We start from the raw sequence: 21,492 nt of genomic DNA, 5'->3' as shown, positions 1-21,492 counted from the left end.
AAACACCGACGACGACATGCCAAACCCGCACGAATATGGGCATGGAAGGCCCGGCAAATCGGCGGTGCCCTCCGCGTGCGTCGCTAGAATGGGGAAGCATGGCATCGAAAGGAAAACCCTCGCCTCGCACGGCCGTCAAGCCGCTGAGCGACGCGCAGGTCGCGCGGTTGGCGAAACGCCACCGGCTCGTGGACCCGACCAAGTATTACCCCACCGGCCCCAGGACCCCCAATGACGCGGAGATCCGGGCGCAGAACCCCAAGGCCACCGAACGGCTGCTGGCCGGGGTGTCCATGGTGCTCGGCAACCGTTCCAAGGTGAAGGCCTGGGGCTTGGAGCATGTGCCCGAGACCGGCCCGTTCATCACTGCCGCCACGCATGTGACGATGTATGACGTGTTCGTGCCGATGATGAGCCTGTTCCATATGGGCCGTCGCCCGCGATACATGGCCAAGGCCGAGATGGCGAAATGGCCGTTGATCGGCAAATGGTTCCAGCTCGTCGGCATGCAGCCGGTGCCGCGCCGCTCAGGCCAGGCGAAGGCCATCGAGGAGACCTCGGTGAACATCCTGACCTCCGGCCGCCCGTTGACGCTGTGGCCCGAGGGCACGGTGACGCGCGATCCGCAGAAATGGGTGATGAGCATCAAGGAGGGCGTGGGATACATCGCGCTCGAAGCCTCGCGTCGCCTTGGACATCAGGTGCCGCTGTATTGTGCGGTGACGTGGGGCGCAGGGTCGATCAACCAGTGGTGGCCTTGGCCTCGCAAGAATGTGGTGATGGGATACGACGCCCGCCTCGACTACGCCGACCTGCTGGCCGACGCCGACACATGGGGCGACGAGCCGCCGGCCGACAAGGTCGCCGAGCTGACGGACCGCGTGTTCCGCCGCATGAACGCGGTGATGGAGGAGATCCGCGGCGAGGCATTCCCCGCCGGCGGATATTGGGACTATCGCACGATGTCGCGTGTGGCGCTCGTCGGCGGCATCCACGATGCTGACCGTTACATCGTCGAGTCGTGATGGTCACGCTATGACCCGCGGTGCGACAAAGCATACGCAGTGCGACGAAATATGCGCAGTGTGACAAAGTGCGCGTGGTGCGACATTGCAGAACGTTGGAATACCGGCATTGTTGCACTGCGTCATGTAGCACTGCGCACAAGTTGTCGCACTGCGCATGGTTCGAGAGCTGAGATAGTTGGATATGTCCCTGGACTGACACGGTGATGGGCGGCCGAGGGCGGTAATGTAGGGAGTTGTGAATATGAGCAAAGTAACGGTATTGGGAGCCGGAGCCTGGGGTACCGCCTTCGGCCAGGTGCTGGCCGACGCGGGCAACGAGGTGACGATGTGGGCCATCGAGCCCGAGATCGTCGAGGGCATCCGCGACCGGCATGTCAACGAGGTGCGTCTGCCGTCGGTCGAACGGCTGCCCGACAACATGACCGCCACCGGCGACCGCGCCGAGGCCGTCAAGGACGCCGAGATCATCGTCGTCGCCATCGCCGCGCAGTTCGCCCGCGTGGCGCTTGAGGAGTTCAAGGACCTCATTCCCGAGAACGCCGTGATCGTGAGCCTGATGAAGGGCATCGAACGCGGCACTGGCAAGCGCATGGACGAGGTCGTCAAAGAGGCGCTCGGCCTGCCCGACGGCCGCTTCGCCGCGCTTTCCGGCCCGAACCTCTCCAAGGAGGTCGCCGCCCGCAACCCCGCCGGCGCCGTCATCGCCTCCTGCAATCCCTACGTGGCGCTGCGTGTGGCCCGCGCCTGCCAGACCAAGTATTTCAAGCCCTTCACCTCCGAGGACGTGATCGGCGTGGAGATGTGCGGCTCGATGAAGAACGTCGTCGCGCTCGCCGTCGGCATGTCGCGCGGCGCCGGCTACGGCGAGAACACCGCCGCGATGATCGAGACGCGTGGCCTCGCGGAGCTCAAGAAGCTTGGCATCGCGGCCGGCGCGAAGGCCGAGACCTTCGGCGGCCTGGCCGGTTTCGGCGACCTCGTGGCCACCTGCGGTTCGCCTCTGAGCCGCAACTACACCTTCGGCTTCAACCTCGGCAAGGGCATGAGCGTCGAGGAGGCGACCGCCGTGAGCAACGGAGTGGCCGAGGGCGTGCCCACCGCCACCGCCGTGCTGGCCCTCGCCAAGGAGCTCGGTGTGTCGATGCCGTTGGCGCAGGCCGTCAGCCATGTCATCAATGACGGCATCAGCTTCGACCAGATGATGGTCGAGTTGTTCGGCGGCGAAATCACCGCCGAGTAGATTGTCGAATCCGAGACCAAAGTCAAGGATCCAAGCCAGGGGACCCAGCCAAGCGAAGGATGAGCATGTCCAAGAAGCGTATTGTCGTGTTGTATGGTGGCAAGGCCGACGAGCACCCGATCTCGTGCGTGTCGACCGCGGGCGTGCTCAAGGCGCTCGACACCGAGCGGTTCGAGGCGATTCCCGTGGGCATCACCAAGGATGGCCAGTGGATCGTCGGCGGCGAGGATCCGCGCGGATGGAACCTCGAGGGCGACAGCTTGCCCGAGGTGACGATCACCCCGGAATCGCGCCCCGTCATGCTTGATGTGGCGCTCGGCCAGGACGGCTTCTTCGTCGGCGAGCACGAGGAGCTGCGCCTCGCCAATCGCGCCGAGCATGGCTTCGGCACCAATTTCGTGAGCATGTCCGATCCGGAGCATCACAGCGTCGTCACTTCGCTGGGCCATATCGACGCCGTGCTGCCCGTGCTCCATGGTCCCTATGGCGAGGACGGCACCGTGCAGGGCCTGCTGGAGATGATGGATGTGCCGTATGTCGGTTGCGGTGTGTTCGCCTCCGCCGCCTGCATGGACAAGCATTACACTAAGGTGTTGCTGTCAGCCGCCGGCATTCCGGTTGCCCCCGGCATCACGCTCGATACGCGTCGCTATGACAAGGCCGACGGATTTGCGGCCGACGCCGCCGCGGTGCTCATGCAGGTCGAGGAGGCGGGGCTTAAATATCCGCTCTTCGTCAAGCCCTCCCGCGCCGGTTCCAGCTTCGGCGTCACCAAGGTCGAGCATCCGGGGGATGCCGACGGAATCGCCGCCGCCGTGCTTGAGGCCAGCCGCCATGATTGGCGTGTGCTGGTCGAGCAGGGCATCGACGCGCGCGAGGTCGAGTGCGCGGTGCTCGCCGCCCGCCCCGGCGACGAGCCCATGGTGAGCATGCCCGGCGAGATTGTGCTCGACCGGCCCGACGACGACCAGTTCTACGATTTCGATTCCAAATATACCGATGCCGCCGCCTCCCACGTCGAGGTGCCGGCCAAGCTGCCGGCCGAAACGTTGGAACGCGTGCGTGATATCGCCGCGCGCGCCTTCACCGCGGTCGACGGCGCCGGCCTGAGCCGTGTCGATTCCTTCGTGACGCCCGACGGCGAGATCATGATCAACGAGATCAACACGATGCCCGGTTTCACGCCGATCTCCATGTATCCCAAGGCATGGGAGGCCTCCGGCATCGGATACACCGAGCTCATCACCCGCCTGATCGAGGGCGTGTTGCGCTAAGCCCAAGCCAAGGCGGAAAGGAGAGACGATATGACGTGGAGAACGGTACTGGCGGCGGTTATCATCATCGCGGTCATCGTCGTCATCGACGTGATCGTCACCTATATCCGCCGCACACGGCGCAAATAACGCGTAGATAACGCGCAAATAACGCACGATCGGAGGCGGGCGGAGCAATCCGGACCCGCCTCTTTTCATATCAGCGCAATATCAGCGCACTCAGCTCGCCGAAAAACCCTGCGAGCGCGCATAGGCCGGCAGTTCGCGCGCCCAATCCGCGATGACGACGGCCGACCCGCCGCCCGGCGCCAGCGCGGGCACCAGGGAATCGCGGTACATCGCCGACAATTGCGTGGCGAAGGGCAGGACATCCCAATCGCGGTTCACCAGATCCGCGGAGCGTGAATACACCTCGTGCGTGCGCTGGCCGAAATACGGGTCGAGCGCGTCGAGCACCTTCGGATTGTTCTGGAAATACTTGGTCGCCGAGAATCCGCCCAGCGGCCGCAGATCCACCGACACCGGGTCGGCCTGGAACCAGTGCGCGAACCGCAGTGCGGCGCGCTGGCGTTCGCGCGGGATGCGCGCGCTGATCGTGAGCATCGATCCGCCGATCTCGGCCGTGCACACACTCGACGGATCGGAGAAGCTCGGCGGCAGCGTGACCTTCCATCGCCCGGCCGAGGCCGGATAGGAGGAGGCGAGGATCTTGCCGAACCAGTTCGCATAGACCAGCGTCGCGTAGGTGCCGTCCTTGGGGGAGGCGTAGCGTCCGTCCCACAGGGGTTCGGCCTTGAGCACGCCGTCGTCGATGCACTGCTGGATGAAGGCGGCGGTGTCGCGCACGAGCGGATCGTCGAGATGGAAGTCGATCGCATCCGGTCCGGTGACGCTCCACGGCTTGGCGTGCGCCATGCGTAGGAACGAGAGGTAATGCTGCACGTCGGTGGTGTCGATGACGCCCATCCAGCGGTTCGGATTGCGCTGGTGCAGCCTGACGCCCTCCTCATAGAACTGGTCCCAGGTGGTCGGCACGTCGAGGCCGTAGTATTCGAGCAGATCGGGCCGGTAGAACATGACGGTCTGCCCGAAGTCGCCCGGCACGCCATACAATCCGCCGGCGTAATGCGCGGATTCCCACACGGTTGCGTTGAACTCGGGCCCCCAGGTCGCCTCGACCTTGGGCGTGCCGATGTCGAGCAGCGCGCCCGCGGCCGCGAACTGCGGCATCCGGTTGCGCTCCACATTGAACAGGTCGGGCACCGAGCGGTTGTTCGACACACGCTCCCAATACAGGGCGTTCGTCTGCTCCTGCGTATGCCCTTCGATCGGGTCGATGGCGATGTCCGGATGCGCGCGCATGAACGCCTCGAGGCGCGGCATCGTCTCGTTGAACTGGCTGGAGAGCATGGTCAGCGTGATCACCTTGTGCCCGTGGGATTTGAGATCCACATAGGGGCCGAGGCGCAGCGTCGAACGTTTGGTGGGGGAGATGGATTCGCGGTCGATGAAGGCAGCCGGTTCCATAAGGCTTATGGTGCGCGGGGATTCCGAGGCCAGTTGGTCGAGCAGCGCTTCGGCGGCGCGACGGCCCAATATCCCGGCATGCTGGTCGATGGTGCTCAGGGGCGCGGCCAGCGCCTGCGCCTCCTCGATGTCGTCGAAACCGATCACCGAGACGTCCTCCGGCACGCGCATGCCGCCCTTGCGCGCGGCCGCGATGAAGCCGATGGCCAGGCGGTCATTGTAGGCGAACACCGCGTCGGTGGGGCGTTTGAGGTATTGCGTGAACGCGCGCTCGCCGCCGGCCACATCCACATCGAAGCCGCGCACGGTGCGGGCCGTCAAGTCGTAGCGGTAGGCGGCGGTGCGGATGAGGCGGCGACGCGTTTCGCTCGACCAGGTGTTCGCATTGCCGGCCAGATAGGAGATCGAGCGGTGTCCGGTGTCCTTGAGGCGCTTGACCGCGGCGTCGATGGCGTCTCGCGGGTCGGCGGTGACGCTGGAGATGCCGGTGATCGTGCGGTTGACCATCACCACCGGCCGCGTCATCACGACGCGCTTCAGATCCGGCTCGCTCATCGTGGAGGAGAGGAACACCAGCCCGTCGGTCAGGCGCGTCATCCGTGCGATGGTCTGGCGGCTCGCCGCATGCTCGCCGGAGGTGTCGAGGATGAGCAGGCCATAGCCGCGTTCGTCGAGCGCGTCGCGCAGATGATGCAGGATGCTCGCATAGAAGGGATTGCGGCAGTCGGGCACCACCGCGCCGATCATGCCGGTGGATTGCAGATCGGGTCTGCGCGTGGCGCCGCCCACGGCGAGATATCCGAGCCGTTCGGCCACCTGCCGCACCTTGAACTCCGTTTTGGCCGAGAGCCGCCCCGGTTTCGACAGCGCGCGCGAGACGGTGGAGGGGCTGACGCCGGCCTCGCGGGCGATGTCGTATATCGTCACCTGCGCGTCGGCGCCGGTATCGGCGTTGGCATTGCCGCCATTGCCCGCGCCGTTTCGTTCGTTCGTATCCTTCCGCGATGCCGCCATCGTCCCCTCCGTTCGGTGTCCCGCAGCGCTGCCTGTGTTGCCAACTGTTGCCATATTGTAATTCGCTTTGGCAACCTTCGGCAACTTTTGCAACCGCCGAGCCGCGCGACCGCACAATGGACCTGTCAACGTGAGACACCCTGTTCTAGGCAGCCGGTTCGGGCCAATCGGGGCGTTCGACGAGGAATGAGCAACACAACCCACATGGAGGGATTATGACCGTGTCCATCACGTCCAACTCCACGGTGCGCGGCGAGCATATCTCGACCGCCGTCGCCTTCGCGGTGGAGGATCTTGAGCGCGACATCGCCAAGACCACCGTGCCTTCCGACCTCCCCGGCGCGGACATCGTGCTCGTCGAGGAGCCGCGCGAGGTCGAGACCTTCGAGGTCAAGGTCAACGGCGGCGACATCGAGGTGCATGCCGGCGACGACTTCGGCTTCATCTATGGCATCTACGCCGTCAGCCGCGAACTGCTTGGCGTCAAGGACTTCTGGTTCTGGAACGACCAGCGCTTCGAGCCGGTCGAGGCCATCGCGGTGTCCGACGACTTCACCGCCGCCAGCAAGCCGACCGCCACCCGATACAAGGGCTTTTTCGTCAACGACGAGGTGCTGCTCGAGGACTGGGCCGTCGACAACGACCCGGACAAGCCGTGGCGTCTCGCCTTCGAGACGATCTACCGCCTCGGCGGCAATATGGTCATCCCCGGCTCCGGCCAGCGCGGCGAGCCGCATCTCAAGCTCGCCCAGGACATGGGCTTCTATATCAACCAGCACCACGCCTGCCCGCTGGGCGCGCGCATGTTCGCCGCCGCCTATCCGGGCGTCGAGGCGAAGTGGCCGGAGGAGGAGCCTCGCTTCGAAGCGCTCTGGCGCGAGGCCATCGAGGTGCAGAAGGGCAAGCGCACCGTGTGGACGCTCGGCTTCCGCGGCCAGGGCGACACTCCGTTCTGGGTCGCCGACCCGCGCTACGCCACCGACGAGGCCCGCGGCAAGGTGCTCTCCGACATCATCCAGCGCCAGTACGACTTGGTGCAGGAGGCGGATCCGGGCGCGCAGTGCTGCATCTACCTCTACGGCGAGGCCATGGACCTCTACCGCAAGGGCGTGCTCACCTATCCGAAGGACGTCGCCAAGATCTGGGCCGACAACGGCTTCGGCCGCATGGTCTCCCGCCGCCAGGAGAACTGGAACCCGCGCGTGCCCGCCATGCCCGAGTCCGACGGCCGCAACGGCATCTACTTCCACGCGAGCTTCTACGACCTGCAGGCCGCCAACCACATCACGCATATCTGCAACGACCCGCGTCTGATCGCCGGCGAACTCGAGCAGGTCATCGAGCATGGCGGCGCGGATGTGTGGATCATCAATGCCTCCAACATCAAGCCGCATGTCTACATGCTCAACATGATCGCCAGCGTGTGGCGCGACGGCAAGATCGACTTCGAGCAGGTCGCCAGGGACTACATCGCCGACTATTACGGCGAGGACAACGCCCAGGCCGTCTTCGACCTCTACGAGGACTACTGGAAGATCGCCGTGCCCTACGGCCCCAACTGGGACGATCACGCCGGCGAACAGTACTTCAACCATGTGCCGCGCATGCTCGCCACCGCGTTCCTGCGCGACCATGAGGCGCCCTCCGAGGACCTCAAGTGGATGTACGACGGCAAGACGTTGCGCGAGCAGATCGAGCACTTCGCCTCGCTGTGCGAGCCGGCCATCGCCCGCTACGAGGCGCTTGCCGACAAGGTCGAGATGGCCGCCATCGCCGCCGAACTGCGCGGCCAGCATGACGCGGCCGAGCTGATCCGTGACTCCATCGGCGTCGCCGTGGGCATCTACGAGCACTGCGTCAAGGCCTCCGCGCTGGTGTGCGACGCCCTGATCGCCGCCTATGGCAAGCACTACCGCCATGCCTTCTACAACGCCGGCCTCGCCCGCGAGGAATTCGCCGCAGGCGACCGCGCGATGCGCGACCGCGAGCACGGCAAGTGGGCGGGCTACTGGCGCAACGACTGCCTGACCGACGTCAAGCAGTCCGCGTGGGTGATGACCCAGCTCATGGGCTATCTGCGCGCCATCGGCGATGGTCCGCACTACTTCCAGTGGAAGCGCGACTTCACCTACCCCGAGTGGGAGAAGAACGTGTTCGTGATCATGAACATGGAGAACCATGAAACCGACGACGAGATTTTCCGGGCCATGAAGAAGTCCTGGGGCAAGTAAGCCGGTTTTCCAACAATATCAATACTTGGCCGGCGGGAGGCAGCCCGCCGGCTAGGGCAACCATACTCTTTTCCGGCCTCGGCCAGGGGAGAGGGAAGATAACAGGAAAGGATTGCTGTAATGGCACAGCAAACAACCGAGGGGACCAAGGCGCCCCAAGGCCGCAAGATCAAGCTGATCAACGCGATCGGCTACGCTTTCGGCGATTTCTACGGCGGCGGCTTCGGCCAGATCGCCACGTATCTGACGCTGTTCTGGACGACCTTCGCGGGCCTCAAGGTCGCGCAGGCCGGCTCCATCGTCGGCATCGCCACCATGCTGGCGGCGTTCTCCGCGCTGATTTTCGGCACCCTGTCCGACAACCTCTACAAGTGGAAGATCGGCCGTAAATTCGGCCGCCGCCGCTTCCTGATCCTGCTCGGCGTGCCGACGCTGATCGTCACGATCCTCATGTTCGTGCCGGGCATGCCGTTCTGGGCCTACTTCCTGGTCTACGCGCTGTGGATCATCGCCAACCAGCTCATCATGACCCCGTATTCCGTGCTCCCCAACGAGATGACCACGGACTTCAACGGCCGCACCATGCTGAGCACCACGCGCATGCTGTTCTCCGGCATCGCCACCGCGGTGATTCCGCTGGGCATGGCCGCCTTCCTCAACGCGCTCGGCGACAAGAAGGCCTCCTCCTACACGATCGCCATGGGCTTCTTCATCTGCCTGTTCGCGCTGTTCGTGTTCATCGCCTACAAGTCCACCTGGGAGCTGACCCCCGAGGAGGCCGGCTTCGACGAGGCCGCGATCGAGGCCCAGAAGAAGGAATCGTTCGACTTCGGCAAGTGGCTCAAGGGCGTGGGCGACATCTTCGTCGGCTACTTCTCCACCCTTCGCAACAAGACCTTCCGCAAGCACATCCTCATCTACCTGCTGGGGCAGTCCTTCCTGGACATCTTCGGCCAGGTGTGGCTGTTCTTCGTGCTCTACAACCTCAACAAGCCGGTCGCCTTCGGCTCCGCCCTGCTCGGCATGGCGCTGATCGGCGAGCCCCTCAAGCCCGTGTTCGGCTGGATCTTCGCCAAGCTCGGCCCGCGCAAGATGTTCTCCCTGAACTTCGCCGGCGCGATCATCGGCCTGCTGGGTCTGTGGGGCCTGTGGCAGACCGCCTCCGCCAACGACACCACCGCGTGGAACGTGATGCTTTACGTCGTGATGATCTGGTGGCTGGTCTTCCGCGCCATGACCTGGTTCATCCCGTGGAACGTGTTCCCGTTCATTCCGGACGTCGACATGATCATGGCCGGCGAGAACCGCGGCGGCCTCTACATCGGCTTCCAGCAGTTCGCCCGCAAGATCACCGCTGGCCTTTCCGCGATGGCCTGGGGCTGGTTCCTCGGCGCCAACGGCTTCGTCGAGGAGGCCTTCAAGGCCGGCAAGCCGCAGCCCGATCAGGCGGTCAACGCCATCGGCACGGTGCTTGTGTGGTGGATCATCGCCGGCCTTGCGGTCGCGTGGATCATCTCCTTCACGATGAAGCTCGATAAGAACACCGACGGCATCCTGCTCAAGGAGATCGACCGCCTCAAGGCCGGCGGCCTCAAGAAGGACGTCGATCCGGAGACCAAGAAGGTCGTCGAGCAGCTCACCGGCATCAAGTACGAAAAGTGCTGGCCGCAGACGGCTGAGTGAGCTGAGTGAGCCGGGTGATATAACGGCTGAGTGAAGCCCGACGGGCTTCCGAGACCCTTCCCAAGGGTAACGCGGGGCGCATGTTGCAGCATGCGCCCCGTTTTTTCATATCAAGTTGCTTCAGTGGTCTGTTATAGACAGTGCGCCATGTACAGGGGCAGGGTGATACGTTCGGTCGCGTTGTCGAATGCCAGCTGCTTCGGCGCGAGCACGAACTGTGTCCCGACGCGTTTGCCGTACTTTGCCTTGAATTTGTCAAGAGAAACCGTGCTATAGCGTGTGCCGGATTTCACTTCCACGGGGCTGATGCGGGCTTTCATGGCGGCGTTCTCGAATTCCCGAGTGATGAGGAAATCGATCTCCATGGTATTCGCCGCATTGTCGCGGTCGTTCACCGAGTGGAAGAACAGCCGGTGTCCGGAGGCGCGCAGTTGTTGCGCCACGAGATTCTCCACGAACATGCCCTCGTTGAGGGAGATTTTCCCGAACAGTAAGTCGCGGTACAGGGTCGCAGGTGTTGTGCGTCGGTCGGCGAACGCCAAGGATGCGAGTAGTCCGGTGTCTGCCATATAGCATTTCACCTTGGCGTCGTCCGCATTCAGCGCGAGACCGATGTTTGGGTCGGTGGAGTTATAGCAGTTATTGGTCACCTGTGCGTCGGATAGCCAGAAAAACGCCTCCTGATAGTCGCGCATGCGGGCCTTGCGGTCCAGGGATGTGATGCGGAACCTTTTCTCCCGATGGGACAACTGTGACGGAATGGCATCGAAAACGGAGGTGACTTTGGCTTCGTATCCTCGGGCGAATTTGGTCACGTCCTGCCGATACAGATTGAGGATGCGTTGCTTGATGCGATCCACCTGTTCGAAATCTCGGGTCCGAAGGTATTCGTCAACGGCTTGGGGCATGCCGCCGACGAGCATGTATTCGCGCAGTAATCTCATGGCTTTGTCATGCAGAGCGTTGGGCATGGCGTCGCGCGAATCGAAGGATTGACGAATGAGCTCCGATAGTTGGTCGTTGCCGGTGGCCCATAGGAACTCTTCGAAATCCAGGGGATTCAGTTGCTCCGGTTGTTCTTCGGAGGGGATGACGATGTCCTTTATGTTCTGGCGGATTGACAACAGGGAACCGGTCTCGATGTAATCGAAGCGTCCGTCGGCAACGAGTTTTTTAATGAATTCTCGTGCGGGTGGGAATGCTTGCACTTCATCGAAGATAATGACGGAATCGCCTGGTGTCAGCTTGGTCTCGTAATACGTGAACAGGTAGGAGAAGAAGGTCTCGATGTCCTGGCGATATCGCGTGAATAATTCGCGTACTTCCTCGGGGGCTTCGGAAAAGTCTATGAATAGGTGGGAAGCATACTCGCGTTCGGCAAAAGTGCGGGCGATTGTGCTTTTGCCCACGCGGCGAGCCCCCTCGATGAGTAGGGCGCTGGTTCCATGGTCGCGCCGCTTCCAGTCAAGCATAACGTCGTAAAATTTTCGTCTGAGCATCAGAGTTGACAAAATCCTTGTGTTTTCAATGATTTTTAGTCATACTATCACGTAATCAATACTTTGGAATGAGGGATTCTGCACGGAATCAAGAGTAAAGAGCTGTTATTTTTGCACGGAATCAAGAGTTAAGGAACGCTGTTTTCGCACGAAAACGGCAGTATGGGTCGTTATGTATGGTTTGTGTTTAGGGTTGGTGAAGGCCAGCTCGGTTGTTAGGTACTGCGCGCAGGGAAGTTCCAATTACCATAATTGCATACTAGGAAGCACCATAATTGTTTAGTAGCGATCACCATAATTGTTAGTTAGCAAGCTTGAGGGCTTGATTTTGCTGCCGACGAGGGAGTCGCGCACAAAGGGTTTCCTCAGCGCACGGAGAAGCCTTGGGCGATGGCGTGGCCGGCGGCGCCTTCCTGCCAGTCGGCGAGGGCGGCCGTCGAATCGCCGCCGGGGCGGAGCTCGGGCACCATGGCGTCATGGAAGTCGGCGTCCACCTGCGTCATGAACGGCAGCGGCCGCCAGGAACGGTCGAGATGCGCGATGGATTCGAGATAGACGCGATGGATCGACTGCCCGAAGTAGGGGTCGATGGCTTCGGCCCGCCGCGGGTCATTCAGATACGCCATGCTCGCCGACACCGTGCGCAGCGGATTGAGTGCCACCGCCTTGGCATTCGAGGCCATCCATAGGGCGAAGGCCACGGCGGCGTTCTGCTTGGATCGCGCGGTCGCAGGATTGATGGTGAGCACGGAGCCGCCGACCGTGGCCGTGACCAGCGGTCCGTCCGCGCTGGCCCGGGGCGGCAACGCCACCTTCCAGCGGCCGGCGCCATCGGGATCGGCCACGGTGATCACATTGGCATACCAGCTGGCGTGAATGATGGCCGCGAACCGCCCCTCGGTGAGTTTGCGGCGGAAGCCGGGAGCGGTGACCGGCTCGGCGGTCAGCACGCCGTCGTCGATGCAGCGCTGGATGAAGTCGGCCGTCTGGCGCATTCCCTCGCTGTCCAAGGCCAGGGAGATATCGGATAGGGTCTCCTGCTGCCAAGGCGCAGCTCCGGCCGTGCGGAAGAACGACAGATAATGCTGGGCGTCGGTGGTGTTGATGAAGCCCATATGCGCCAGCGGGTCCTGTCGGTGCAGCTCCACGCCGATATCGTGATATTCCTCCCAGGTCGTCGGCGTTGGCAGTCCGAAGCGGTCAAGCAGGTCCCGCCGCAGGAACATCACGGTCGAATCCACACTCATCGGCACGCCGAACAGGCCGTTGCCATAGTGCGCGGCCTGCCAGGCGTAGGGGTGGAACAGGCCTTGCATGCGTTCCTCGAGACGACCGTCCGACAGGTTGAGCAGGTGTCCGTTCAGGGCGAATTCGGGCATCTTGTCGTATTCCACGCGGAACAGGTCGGGCACATTGTGACGCGATTGCAGCCGGTTCCAGAATCGGGCGAGCGTGTCGACCTGAGAGCCGGCGTCGAGCGTATCGATGGTCAGCTGCGGATAGCGCCGGCAGAACTCCTCCGCGCCGGGTGTGATTTCTTCCAGTGAGCCGGACATCAGCGTCAGGGACACGGCCTTGGAACGGCGCAGCGCCGCCATCGGATCCGCGCTCAGCCTCGAACACTCGGCGACCGGCCGCCCATCCCGCCGTCCGATGCTTTCGCCCGGTCGGAAGGCCGCGGGGATGGCGATATCGACTGGTCCGGCTGTTTTCTCGTGCCGAATCGCCGCCACCAGCGCCGCGGCTGCGGCATCGCCCAGCTTCTCCTGGAACAGGGCGAAGGTGGCCAGCGAGGGGTGCTCCAATTCCGCGATGAGCAGACCGTCGCAACCCACCAGCGAGACATCCTGCGGAACGGATATGCCCGCGCGTTGCGCGGCATGCAGGAATCCGACCGCCTGGCGATCGTTATAGGCGAACACCGCATCGGTGGGATGCAGCTGCCATTGCGCGAACGCCGCCTCGCCACCGCGTTCGTCCGGCGTGCAGCCGCGGATCAGCCGGCAGCTCATCTTGAAGGAGCCGGCCGTCTGCCAGATCAGACGATGGCGATACTCGCCGGCCCATGAGGCGCCGTGCGCCAGCACCAGCGTCATGCCGGCATGGCCCGTCGCGTGCAGCGTCTCCATGGCGGTGTGCAGCGCGACTGCCATATCGCTGCTGGCGCTGGGCAATCCTTGGATGCGGCGGTTGACGAGCACCGTCGGCACATTCGCCGCCACCTTGCGCAACTCGGGTTCGCCGGAGCGTGGAGAAATCAGAAGCAACCCGTCCACTTGCGGCGCCAGTCTGCGGATCGCACGCAGTTCTACATCGGGCTGTTCCATGGTGTCGATGATCGGCATTTCGAAGCCCTTGGCATTGCAGACCAATTGCGCCGCATGGGCGCATTCGGCGAAGGCGGGGTTGAGATTGTCGGGCAGCACGCAGGCGATGAGGCCGGTGCGCGCCGCCGGCATCTCGGCGGCGCGGTGCACGATGTATCCCAACCGTTCCGCCGCGCGGCGCACCGTCAGCTCGGTGGCCAGCGACACCATGCCGGGTTTGCTCAGCGCTCGCGAGACGGTGGAGGGGCTCAGCCCGGTTTCGCGGGCGATGTCGTAGATCGTGGCGCCGCCTGACGTCGGTCGTGCCATATCAGGGCCTCCTTGCCGTGGATCGCGCAATACTGATGATTGTACTGCAACAAATGCAACAAAACCTCGCCGACCTACTCGCGGATGCTGTAATAAAGCCATCCGATACCCGACAACCGATGCGCCGGGATCAATGATGAGAAAGGGTAACCAATGTCCGACCAGACTGCGGTGACTTCGGCCCAGCCGAAGCGCAAGGTCACCAAACTGCGTGCGGCGGCGTTCGCTGTCTGCGATATCTATGGTGGCGGTTATGGCAATATCCAGTCGCTGTATCTGAGCCTGTTCTGGGTCACGTTCTGCGGTCTGACCATCGCGCAGGCAAACGGCATCATGGGCGTGGCCACCGTGCTTTCCGCCGTGATGGCCATCGTTGTGGGCGCGGTCTCCGACAATCTCTACCGCACGAAGTTCGGCCGTCGCTTCGGCCGCCGCCGTCCGCTCATGGTCTTTGGCGCGTTCTGCCTGCTGCTGGCCATCACGATGTGGATCCCCGGATTCTCCTACGGCTACTACTTCGCGATCTTCTTCATCTGGACCGCCATGAACCAGGTCATCATGATCCCGTTCTATGCGCTGAGCTCCGAGATGACCGACAACTTCGAAGAGCGCACCATGCTGCAGACCATGCGCTCGTCGTTCCCCGGCATCATCAACGCCCTCCTGCCGCTGGCCACCGGCGGCATCCTCAAGTGGTTCGGCGAGAACCAGGGGACCTACACCGCCATCGGCACCGGCACCACGATCCTCTTCGCGCTGTGCGTGCTCGCCTCCGTGGCCGCGACCTGGGAGAAGACCCCCGAGGAGATGGGCATCACCGAGGAGGAGATGGGCAAGAAGCAGTCCCTGGCCGACCATGCCAAGGAACTCGGCAAGATCATCCTCGGCTACCTCACCACGCTGCGCCTGCGCGCCTTCCAGAAGCATCTGGCCATCTACCTGCTCGTGCAGTCCTTCCTCGACGTGGCGAACTACTGCTTCACCTTCTTCATCGTCTACGCCCTCTCCGGCTCGGCCGCCCTCGCCTCCTCGCTGCTCGCCCTGAGCATCCTGAGCGCCTTCGCCGCCCCGCTGTTCGGCATGATCTTCTCCAAGTTCGGCGTGCGCGGCGGCTATATCGTCGCCTGCGTGGGCGCCATCGTGTGCTTGTGCGGATATGCCGCCCTCGTGCCGATGCATGACGCCCTCGGCGCGGCCTTCATCCCGGTGCTGTACGTGCTGCAGGCCGTGTGGATGATCTTCCGTGGCGATCTGTACTACCTCGTGTGGGTCGCCTACCCCTACCTGCCGGACATCGACGAGATCGTGACCCGCGAACGCCGCGAGGGCGTCTACATGGGCGCCATCCTGTTCTTCCGCCGCGTGACCCAGGGCATCGCGATCTCCCTGCTGGGCGTCTACCTGGCCTCCGCCGGCTTCAACGCCAAGGCCAAGACCCAGCCCGCCTCCGCCGTCGACGCGCTGCTCAACTCCTATGTGTGGATCGTCGTGGCCGGCATGGTGCTCGTGCTTATCATCGGTCTGACCTACAACCTCAACAAGCAGACCCACTCCGTGCTGGTCAAGGAGGTCGAGCGCCTCAAGGCCGGTGGCTCCAAGGCCGACGTCGATCCCGAGACCAAGAAGGTCGTCGAGTCCCTGACCGGCGTCAAGTACGAGAAGTGCTGGCCGGATAAGGACTGATTGAGGTCTTCCATTCGCCGTCGCCGCGCCCGCTGCCTCGGGCCTGGTGACGGAGCCCGCCCCTCGAATAAGTGCCATTTGACGAGGGGCGGGCATTTCTCTTACCTGAAAGGAATTTCGATATGGCCAACGATCTGGTGATGAACGGCGTGCCGTGGTTCGACGAGCGCGGCGAAACCGTCAACGCGCACGGCGTGTGCGTGGTCGAGGATGGCGGTAAGTACTATCTGTTCGGCGAATACAAAAGCGATGACGTGAACAAATTCCACGGCTTCTCCTGCTATTCCTCGCCGGACCTGTGCAACTGGCATTTCGAGGGACTGGCACTGCCGCCGCAGGAGAGCGGTTTGCTGGGGCCGGATCGCATCGGCGAGCGTCCGAAGGTGATGAAGTGCCCGAAAACCGGCAAATACGTGATGCTGGCGCATTGCGACGATATGCGATACTCGGACCCGACCGTGGGCGTGGCCGTCGCGGACACAATCACCGGACCATATCGGTTGGTCGGCGCGCTGGAATATCACGGCGAGCCGATCCGGCGCTGGGATATCGGCAGTTTCCAGGACCGGGATGGCGCGGGATATCTGCTGCTGCACGAGGGCGATATCTACCGCCTGTCCGACGATTATCTGGGCGCCGAGGAGAAGGTCGCCGAGAACATCGCCGAGGGCGGCGAATCGCCGGCCATGTTCCGCGGGGCCGGCGACGACGGCCTCTATTACATCATGTTCTCCAACAAAACCAGCTGGGGCAGCAACGACAACTTCTATCTGACCGCGACCTCGCCGGCCGGCCCGTGGACGAATCGCGGCCTGTTCGCGCCGGAGGGCAGCTGCACCTATGACTCGCAGTGCTCGTTCATCTTCCCGCTGACGCTGGCCGATGGCTCGACGCAGCCGGTGTATATGGGCGACCGCTGGAGCTTCCCGCATCAGGTCTCGGCGGCCACCCAGGTGTGGCTGCCGCTGAAGGCATCGGGGGAGAAGCTGAGTCTGCCGGAGGAGTTCTGGACCTCCTGGGATCCGAAGACCGGCGAACGCGCCGAGCTCACTGGCGAGGAATTGGCCGTGCGCTTCGCCTCCAACGTGGCGGGTGCCTCGGTCGAGTTCCCCTTCGATGGTGCGCGCATCTCGCTCTACGCCGACGTGGATCTCTCCGGCGCCTATGGCACGGTCGAGATTCTCGACGCCGAGGGCAACGTCGTCGACTCGCATGTGGTCACCTTCTATGGCCCCGCTCCGGTCGAGGATGCGATTCGATACACGAGCCCGTTCCTGCCGCAGGGCGAGCATTACCGTCTGCGCGTCACCGTCTCCGGAGACAAGACGGAATGGTTCTACAAATCCGGCGCACGCTTCGGCTGCTCCGACACCTTCGTGCGCGTTGCGAAGGCGGTGGTCTGGTGAACGGAGTGGATATGGCTGCCGGCGCCGCCGGCGACGAGCCCTACGGCTACCTGTTCGTCCATTTCCGCGAGGATCCGAACGGCTATGCCGAGAAGGTGTACTTCGACCTGTCCGAGGGCGACGATCCGCTGTGCTGGCGTCCGCTGAACGGCGGAGAGGCGGTGCTGGCCTCGGATCAAGGCACCAAGGGCGTGCGCGACACCTATGTCGTGCGCAATCCCCATACCGGCGTGACCTATATCCTGGCCACCGATCTGCGCGTGTATCCCTGCGAGGGCGAGCCCGACTGGCTGGGCATGCATATCAATACGAGCACCTATATCAATGTGTGGGAATCGCGGGATCTTGTGCACTGGTCCGATATGCGGCGGATCGACGTGTCCGTGGGCGCCGAGGACAAGCGCTTCGGCATCGCATGGGCGCCCGAGGCCTTGTGGGTGGACGATTTCGAGGGCACCGGGGAAGGGCGGTTCGTCTTCTACTGGGCCGCGACCTTCGGCGCGAGCGGCGAGGACGTGACCGCATACGACCGCGCCACGATGTATCCGCGCATGGTGTGGGGCACGACCACGGATTTCACACAGGAAAGCTATCGTTTCGGCGGTGTGATGATCGACGACGGCGCGGAGACCATCGACACCACGATGTTCCAGCGCGAGTTGCCCGACGGGAGCTTGCGCACCTATCGCCTGACCAAGCAGAACGGCTCGGGCAAGGGCAACGGCATCTTCGAGGAGCGCATCGACCGGGCCGATTGGTGGAACGCGCCGCAATCCGAGTGGACCTTCATGCGCCATCACATCGGCGACGGCTTCGCGCATGGCCTGGGCAACCCGGACCCCGGCTGCGCCGAAGGCCCCGAGGTGCTGCGCGACAACCACAGCGGCCGGCACTATCTCTTCGTGGACGTGTTGGGCGTGGCCGACACCGGCTATCGTGCGATGATCGCAGACAATGTGGACGAGGGCATTGCCTCGGATGAGGGCGCCGTTTCCGGTGCCGCCGACCAAACCCAGGCGCGTCTGTCCGGCGCCGCCGAACACGTGGACGAAATCTGTCGTCTCGGCGGCTGGCGCCCCGTGTCCGGTGCCGAATGCCATCTCGGCGCGCTCGCCAAGCATGGCGGATTCCTCAACCTCACCCGCGCCGAATATGACCGCCTTGCCGCCGCCGACCGCGATGGCACGCTGCCGCGGGCATAATGTAATTCCTTACACCCGAAGAAAGGCCGCAGATATGCATAACGAAACCATCCGACAGCCGCTCCCCTTCCCGGCGCTCGACAAGCCCCGCGCCGATCCGATGGTCGTGCCGTTCGACGGCGACTATCTGTTGTTCGGCACGGCGGAGGATGAGGACCAGAAGCATCTGCATATCCGTCGGTCGCATACGTTGGCGGGATTGCATGATGCCGAGGATGTGACGCTGCTGGGCGACGATCTGCTGGCGTGGGCGCCGGAGCTGCACCGCATCGGCGGAAGGTGGTGGCTCAACTGGGCGCGCGGCGCCTCGTGGAAGGAAGTGCGGTGCACCGCCATGCCGTTGCGCGAAGGTGGCGATCCGACCAGCCGCGACGGCTGGGATTGGGAGGCCATGCGCGAGGTGACCCGAGCGGATGGCTCGCCGCTGGAACCGGATGGCATCAGCTTGGACATGACTTGGTTCGTGGTGAAGGACCAGTGGTATGCGATGTGGTCGAACCGCGTGGTCCGCCCCGAGGTCCTGCCCGCCACGTTGCGCATCGCCACCGTTGACCCGGCCGATCCGACGAGGCTGACCAGCGCGCCCGTGGAGATCAGCGCTCCGGAATACGACTGGGAGCAGGCCGGGGCCATGGTGGACGAAGGGCCGTTCGCCCTGCATCACGATGGCAAGGTGGTTGTGGTCTTCGCGGCGGCCGCGGTCAGCGTGCATTACGCCACCGGCGCGCTGGTCGCCGATGAGGGCTCGGACCTGCTTGATCCGAGCTCATGGCGCAAGCATCCGAGCCCGCTGCTGGATTCGTCCAGCGTGCCGGGCCAGTTCGGCCCCGGGCACTGCGCCTTCTTCACCGATTACGACGGCACCGAATATGTGACGCTTCATGCCCAGCGGGCCGGCGAAATCAAGCGGAACACCATCATCCGCCCCATGCGCTGGGGCGACGACGGTCTGCCGGTGCTGGCATAGGGCCTGCGCGCCGTCGGTGATGGCACAGCTGTGCAACAATTGGCAACAACCTGAGCCGCTTCGTCGTGTGAATACCCTGAAGATATAGGGAACATACGTCGACCAGCCGGGACCATGGAGGTCCGGCGCGCGTCGTCGAAACCGGAATATCGAGAAGTGCTGAAAGGAGCGTGGCGATGAGTGCGGCCTCCGAACTGCAATCGCTGGTGAAGAACCGGCGCAAGCCCAAGGACAAGCCCACCGACACCAAGGTGGCGTTGGTCTTCCTCGCGCCGTGGTTGATCGGCGCGATTGTGCTGTCGCTGATTCCGATGCTGTATTCGCTGGTGATTTCCTTCACCAAATACAACATGATCAAGCCGCCGCAATTCGTGGGACTGATGAACTACCAGCATATGCTGGCTGACCCGCGCTTCCTTTCCGCATTGAAGGTCACGCTTGTCTATGTGATCGTGTCGGTGCCGCTGCAGCTGATCGCCGCGCTCGCCCTGGCCGTGGTGCTGGACCGGGGTATGCACGGACTCGCCTTCTACCGCTCGGCATTCTATCTGCCCTCCATGCTGGGCGGCTCGGTGGCCATCGCGGTGCTTTGGAAGATGGTGTTCGGCTCCGAGGGCCTGTTCAACAAGTTCCTGGGGCTCTTCGGCGTGGACACGGCGATGAGCTGGATCGCCAACCCGGACACCGCGAACTGGACGCTGATGGCCCTGCATGTGTGGCAGTTCGGCTCTCCGATGGTGATCTTCCTGGCCGGCCTACGCCAGATCCCGCGCGAGCTCTACGAGGCCGCCAGCGTGGACGGCGCCGGCAAATGGCGCCAGTTCCGCTCGATCACGCTGCCGATGCTTTCGCCGATCATCTTCTTCAATCTCGTGATGAGCGTGATCAACTCGTTCCAGACGTTCACACAGGCCTATGTCGTCTCCGGCGGCACCGGCGGTCCGTCCGACTCGACGCTGTTCTACACGCTGTATCTCTACCAGCAGGGCTTCGGCTCGCTGCGCATGGGATATGCCTCGGCGCTGGCCTGGATCCTCGTGGTGATCGTGGCCGCGCTGACCTTGGTCAATTTCGCCTTCTCGAAGTTCTGGGTGCATTACGATGACTGATCCGACCATGACCGCTGCTGTTTCCTCTTCTTCGTCGTCTGCGAACGCCTCGCGCGGGCGCCGCGTGGCGCGCATCGTCCTGCCGATCGTCAAACATGCGCTGGTGCTCGCCGTCGCGGTCATCATGCTCTACCCGGTGCTGTGGATGATCGCCAGCTCGCTTCGCCCGGGCGACGAGATCTTCACCGACATGGGTCTGTTCGTCGACAAGCCGGTGTGGGAGAACTATGTGGCCGGCTGGAACGCGCTGAGCTACCCCTTCGGGCGGTATCTTTTGAACTCGCTGTTCATCGTGGTGTGCGCGATCATCGGCAACACACTCACCTGTTCGATGGCCGCCTACGCCTTCGCGCGGCTCAACTTCCGCTTCCGCGGGCCGCTATTCGCGTTCATGCTGCTCATGCTCATGATTCCGATCCATGTGATCGTGATCCCGCAGTACATCATGTGGAACTCGCTGCACCTGGTCAACAACTTCGTGCCGCTGATCCTGCCCAAGTTCCTGGCCATGGACGGGTTCTTCACCTTCCTGTTCTACCAGTTCCTGCGCGGCATCCCGCGCGACCTCGACGAGGCCGCCAAACTCGACGGCGCCGGCCATATCCGTATCTTCTTCCAGATCATGATGCCGCTGATGAAGCCCGCCATCGGCACCTGCGCCGTGTTCACCTTCATCTGGACGTGGAACGACTTCTTCAGCCAGCTGCTCTACCTGACCAAGCCCGGCATGTACACCGTGCCGATCGCCCTGCGCACCTTCATCGACGCGCAGTCCCAGTCGTCCTACGGCCCGATGTTCGCGATGAGCGTCGTCAGCCTCATCCCCCTGTTCCTCATCTTCACCTTCGGCCAAAAGTATTTGGTCCAAGGCATCGCAACGACAGGAGGCAAGTGACGCGGATGGAGCGTCATCCGCGTTGCTCCTCGGTCGGCGTATTGCAATACGCCTTCCCTCGGTGCGCCTTGATGACGCACGCATCCGCACCACTTGCC

Annotated in this window: 14 protein-coding genes; 11 read left to right on the top strand and 3 right to left on the bottom strand. The window is 63.4% G+C overall.

Annotated elements, in window-relative coordinates; translation table 11 throughout:
- The first annotated feature begins 98 nt into the window (after positions 1-98).
- From AC1AUD_RS07750 to AC1AUD_RS07740, 3 genes are all read left to right on the top strand, one after another.
- Positions 99-1,025 carry a lysophospholipid acyltransferase family protein gene (locus AC1AUD_RS07750; protein WP_476573692.1) on the top strand — a complete coding sequence of 309 codons (927 nt, stop codon included), beginning with the start codon at positions 99-101 and terminating at the stop codon, positions 1,023-1,025.
- A 244-nt stretch (positions 1,026-1,269) separates the two neighbouring features.
- The gene (locus AC1AUD_RS07745) at positions 1,270-2,268 is read left to right on the top strand and encodes an NAD(P)H-dependent glycerol-3-phosphate dehydrogenase (RefSeq protein ID WP_476573690.1); all 999 of its coding nucleotides are present in this window, start codon (positions 1,270-1,272) and stop codon (positions 2,266-2,268) included.
- Positions 2,269-2,327: 59 nt separating this feature from the next.
- Entirely contained in the window at positions 2,328-3,542 is a 1,215-nt protein-coding gene (locus tag AC1AUD_RS07740; protein WP_476573688.1) for a D-alanine--D-alanine ligase family protein, read from the top strand.
- Positions 3,543-3,761: 219 nt separating this feature from the next.
- On the opposite strand, the gene AC1AUD_RS07735 is transcribed toward AC1AUD_RS07740, so the two are convergent.
- Positions 3,762-6,083, bottom strand: a complete 2,322-nt coding sequence (locus AC1AUD_RS07735; protein ID WP_476573686.1) for an extracellular solute-binding protein — start codon at positions 6,081-6,083, stop codon at positions 3,762-3,764.
- Positions 6,084-6,298: 215 nt separating this feature from the next.
- Between AC1AUD_RS07735 and AC1AUD_RS07730 the strand changes: the two genes are divergently transcribed.
- Both AC1AUD_RS07730 and AC1AUD_RS07725 read left to right on the top strand, forming a co-directional pair.
- Positions 6,299-8,314, top strand: a complete 2,016-nt coding sequence (locus tag AC1AUD_RS07730) for a glycosyl hydrolase 115 family protein (protein ID WP_476573684.1) — start codon at positions 6,299-6,301, stop codon at positions 8,312-8,314.
- A gap of 120 nt (positions 8,315-8,434) precedes the next feature.
- The gene (locus AC1AUD_RS07725) at positions 8,435-9,997 is read left to right on the top strand and encodes an MFS transporter (RefSeq protein WP_476573682.1); all 1,563 of its coding nucleotides are present in this window, start codon (positions 8,435-8,437) and stop codon (positions 9,995-9,997) included.
- Positions 9,998-10,128: 131 nt separating this feature from the next.
- Here the strand turns inward: AC1AUD_RS07725 and AC1AUD_RS07720 are convergent, their stop codons facing one another.
- Together AC1AUD_RS07720 and AC1AUD_RS07715 are read right to left on the bottom strand one after the other, a co-directional pair.
- On the bottom strand, positions 10,129-11,496 hold the full coding sequence (locus AC1AUD_RS07720; protein WP_476573680.1) for an ATP-binding protein: 1,368 nt from the start codon (positions 11,494-11,496) through the stop codon (positions 10,129-10,131).
- A 365-nt stretch (positions 11,497-11,861) separates the two neighbouring features.
- Positions 11,862-14,132 (bottom strand): extracellular solute-binding protein, encoded by a 2,271-nt coding sequence (locus AC1AUD_RS07715; RefSeq protein WP_476573678.1) that lies wholly within the window; start codon positions 14,130-14,132, stop codon positions 11,862-11,864.
- A 153-nt stretch (positions 14,133-14,285) separates the two neighbouring features.
- Between AC1AUD_RS07715 and AC1AUD_RS07710 the strand changes: the two genes are divergently transcribed.
- From AC1AUD_RS07710 to AC1AUD_RS07685, 6 genes are all read left to right on the top strand, one after another.
- Positions 14,286-15,815 (top strand): MFS transporter, encoded by a 1,530-nt coding sequence (locus tag AC1AUD_RS07710; protein WP_476573676.1) that lies wholly within the window; start codon positions 14,286-14,288, stop codon positions 15,813-15,815.
- Between the two features lie 122 nt (positions 15,816-15,937).
- Positions 15,938-17,221, top strand: a complete 1,284-nt coding sequence (locus AC1AUD_RS07705) for a hypothetical protein (protein WP_476573674.1) — start codon at positions 15,938-15,940, stop codon at positions 17,219-17,221.
- A gap of 11 nt (positions 17,222-17,232) precedes the next feature.
- Positions 17,233-18,423 carry a glycoside hydrolase family 43 protein gene (locus AC1AUD_RS07700; RefSeq protein ID WP_476573673.1) on the top strand — a complete coding sequence of 397 codons (1,191 nt, stop codon included), beginning with the start codon at positions 17,233-17,235 and terminating at the stop codon, positions 18,421-18,423.
- A gap of 34 nt (positions 18,424-18,457) precedes the next feature.
- Entirely contained in the window at positions 18,458-19,390 is a 933-nt protein-coding gene (locus AC1AUD_RS07695; protein ID WP_476573671.1) for a family 43 glycosylhydrolase, read from the top strand.
- A 176-nt stretch (positions 19,391-19,566) separates the two neighbouring features.
- On the top strand, positions 19,567-20,499 hold the full coding sequence (locus AC1AUD_RS07690; protein ID WP_476573669.1) for a carbohydrate ABC transporter permease: 933 nt from the start codon (positions 19,567-19,569) through the stop codon (positions 20,497-20,499).
- Positions 20,492-21,394: a carbohydrate ABC transporter permease gene (locus AC1AUD_RS07685; RefSeq protein ID WP_476573667.1), complete on the top strand. Its 903-nt coding sequence runs from the start codon at positions 20,492-20,494 to the stop codon at positions 21,392-21,394. Before AC1AUD_RS07690 ends, AC1AUD_RS07685 begins: the two co-directional genes overlap by 8 nt.
- Positions 21,395-21,492 lie beyond the last annotated feature (98 nt).

The organism is Bifidobacterium sp. LH_730 (assembly GCF_056355835.1).
Note: the sequence above shows the minus strand (reverse complement) of the source record. Positions and strands in the feature narration are given on the sequence as shown.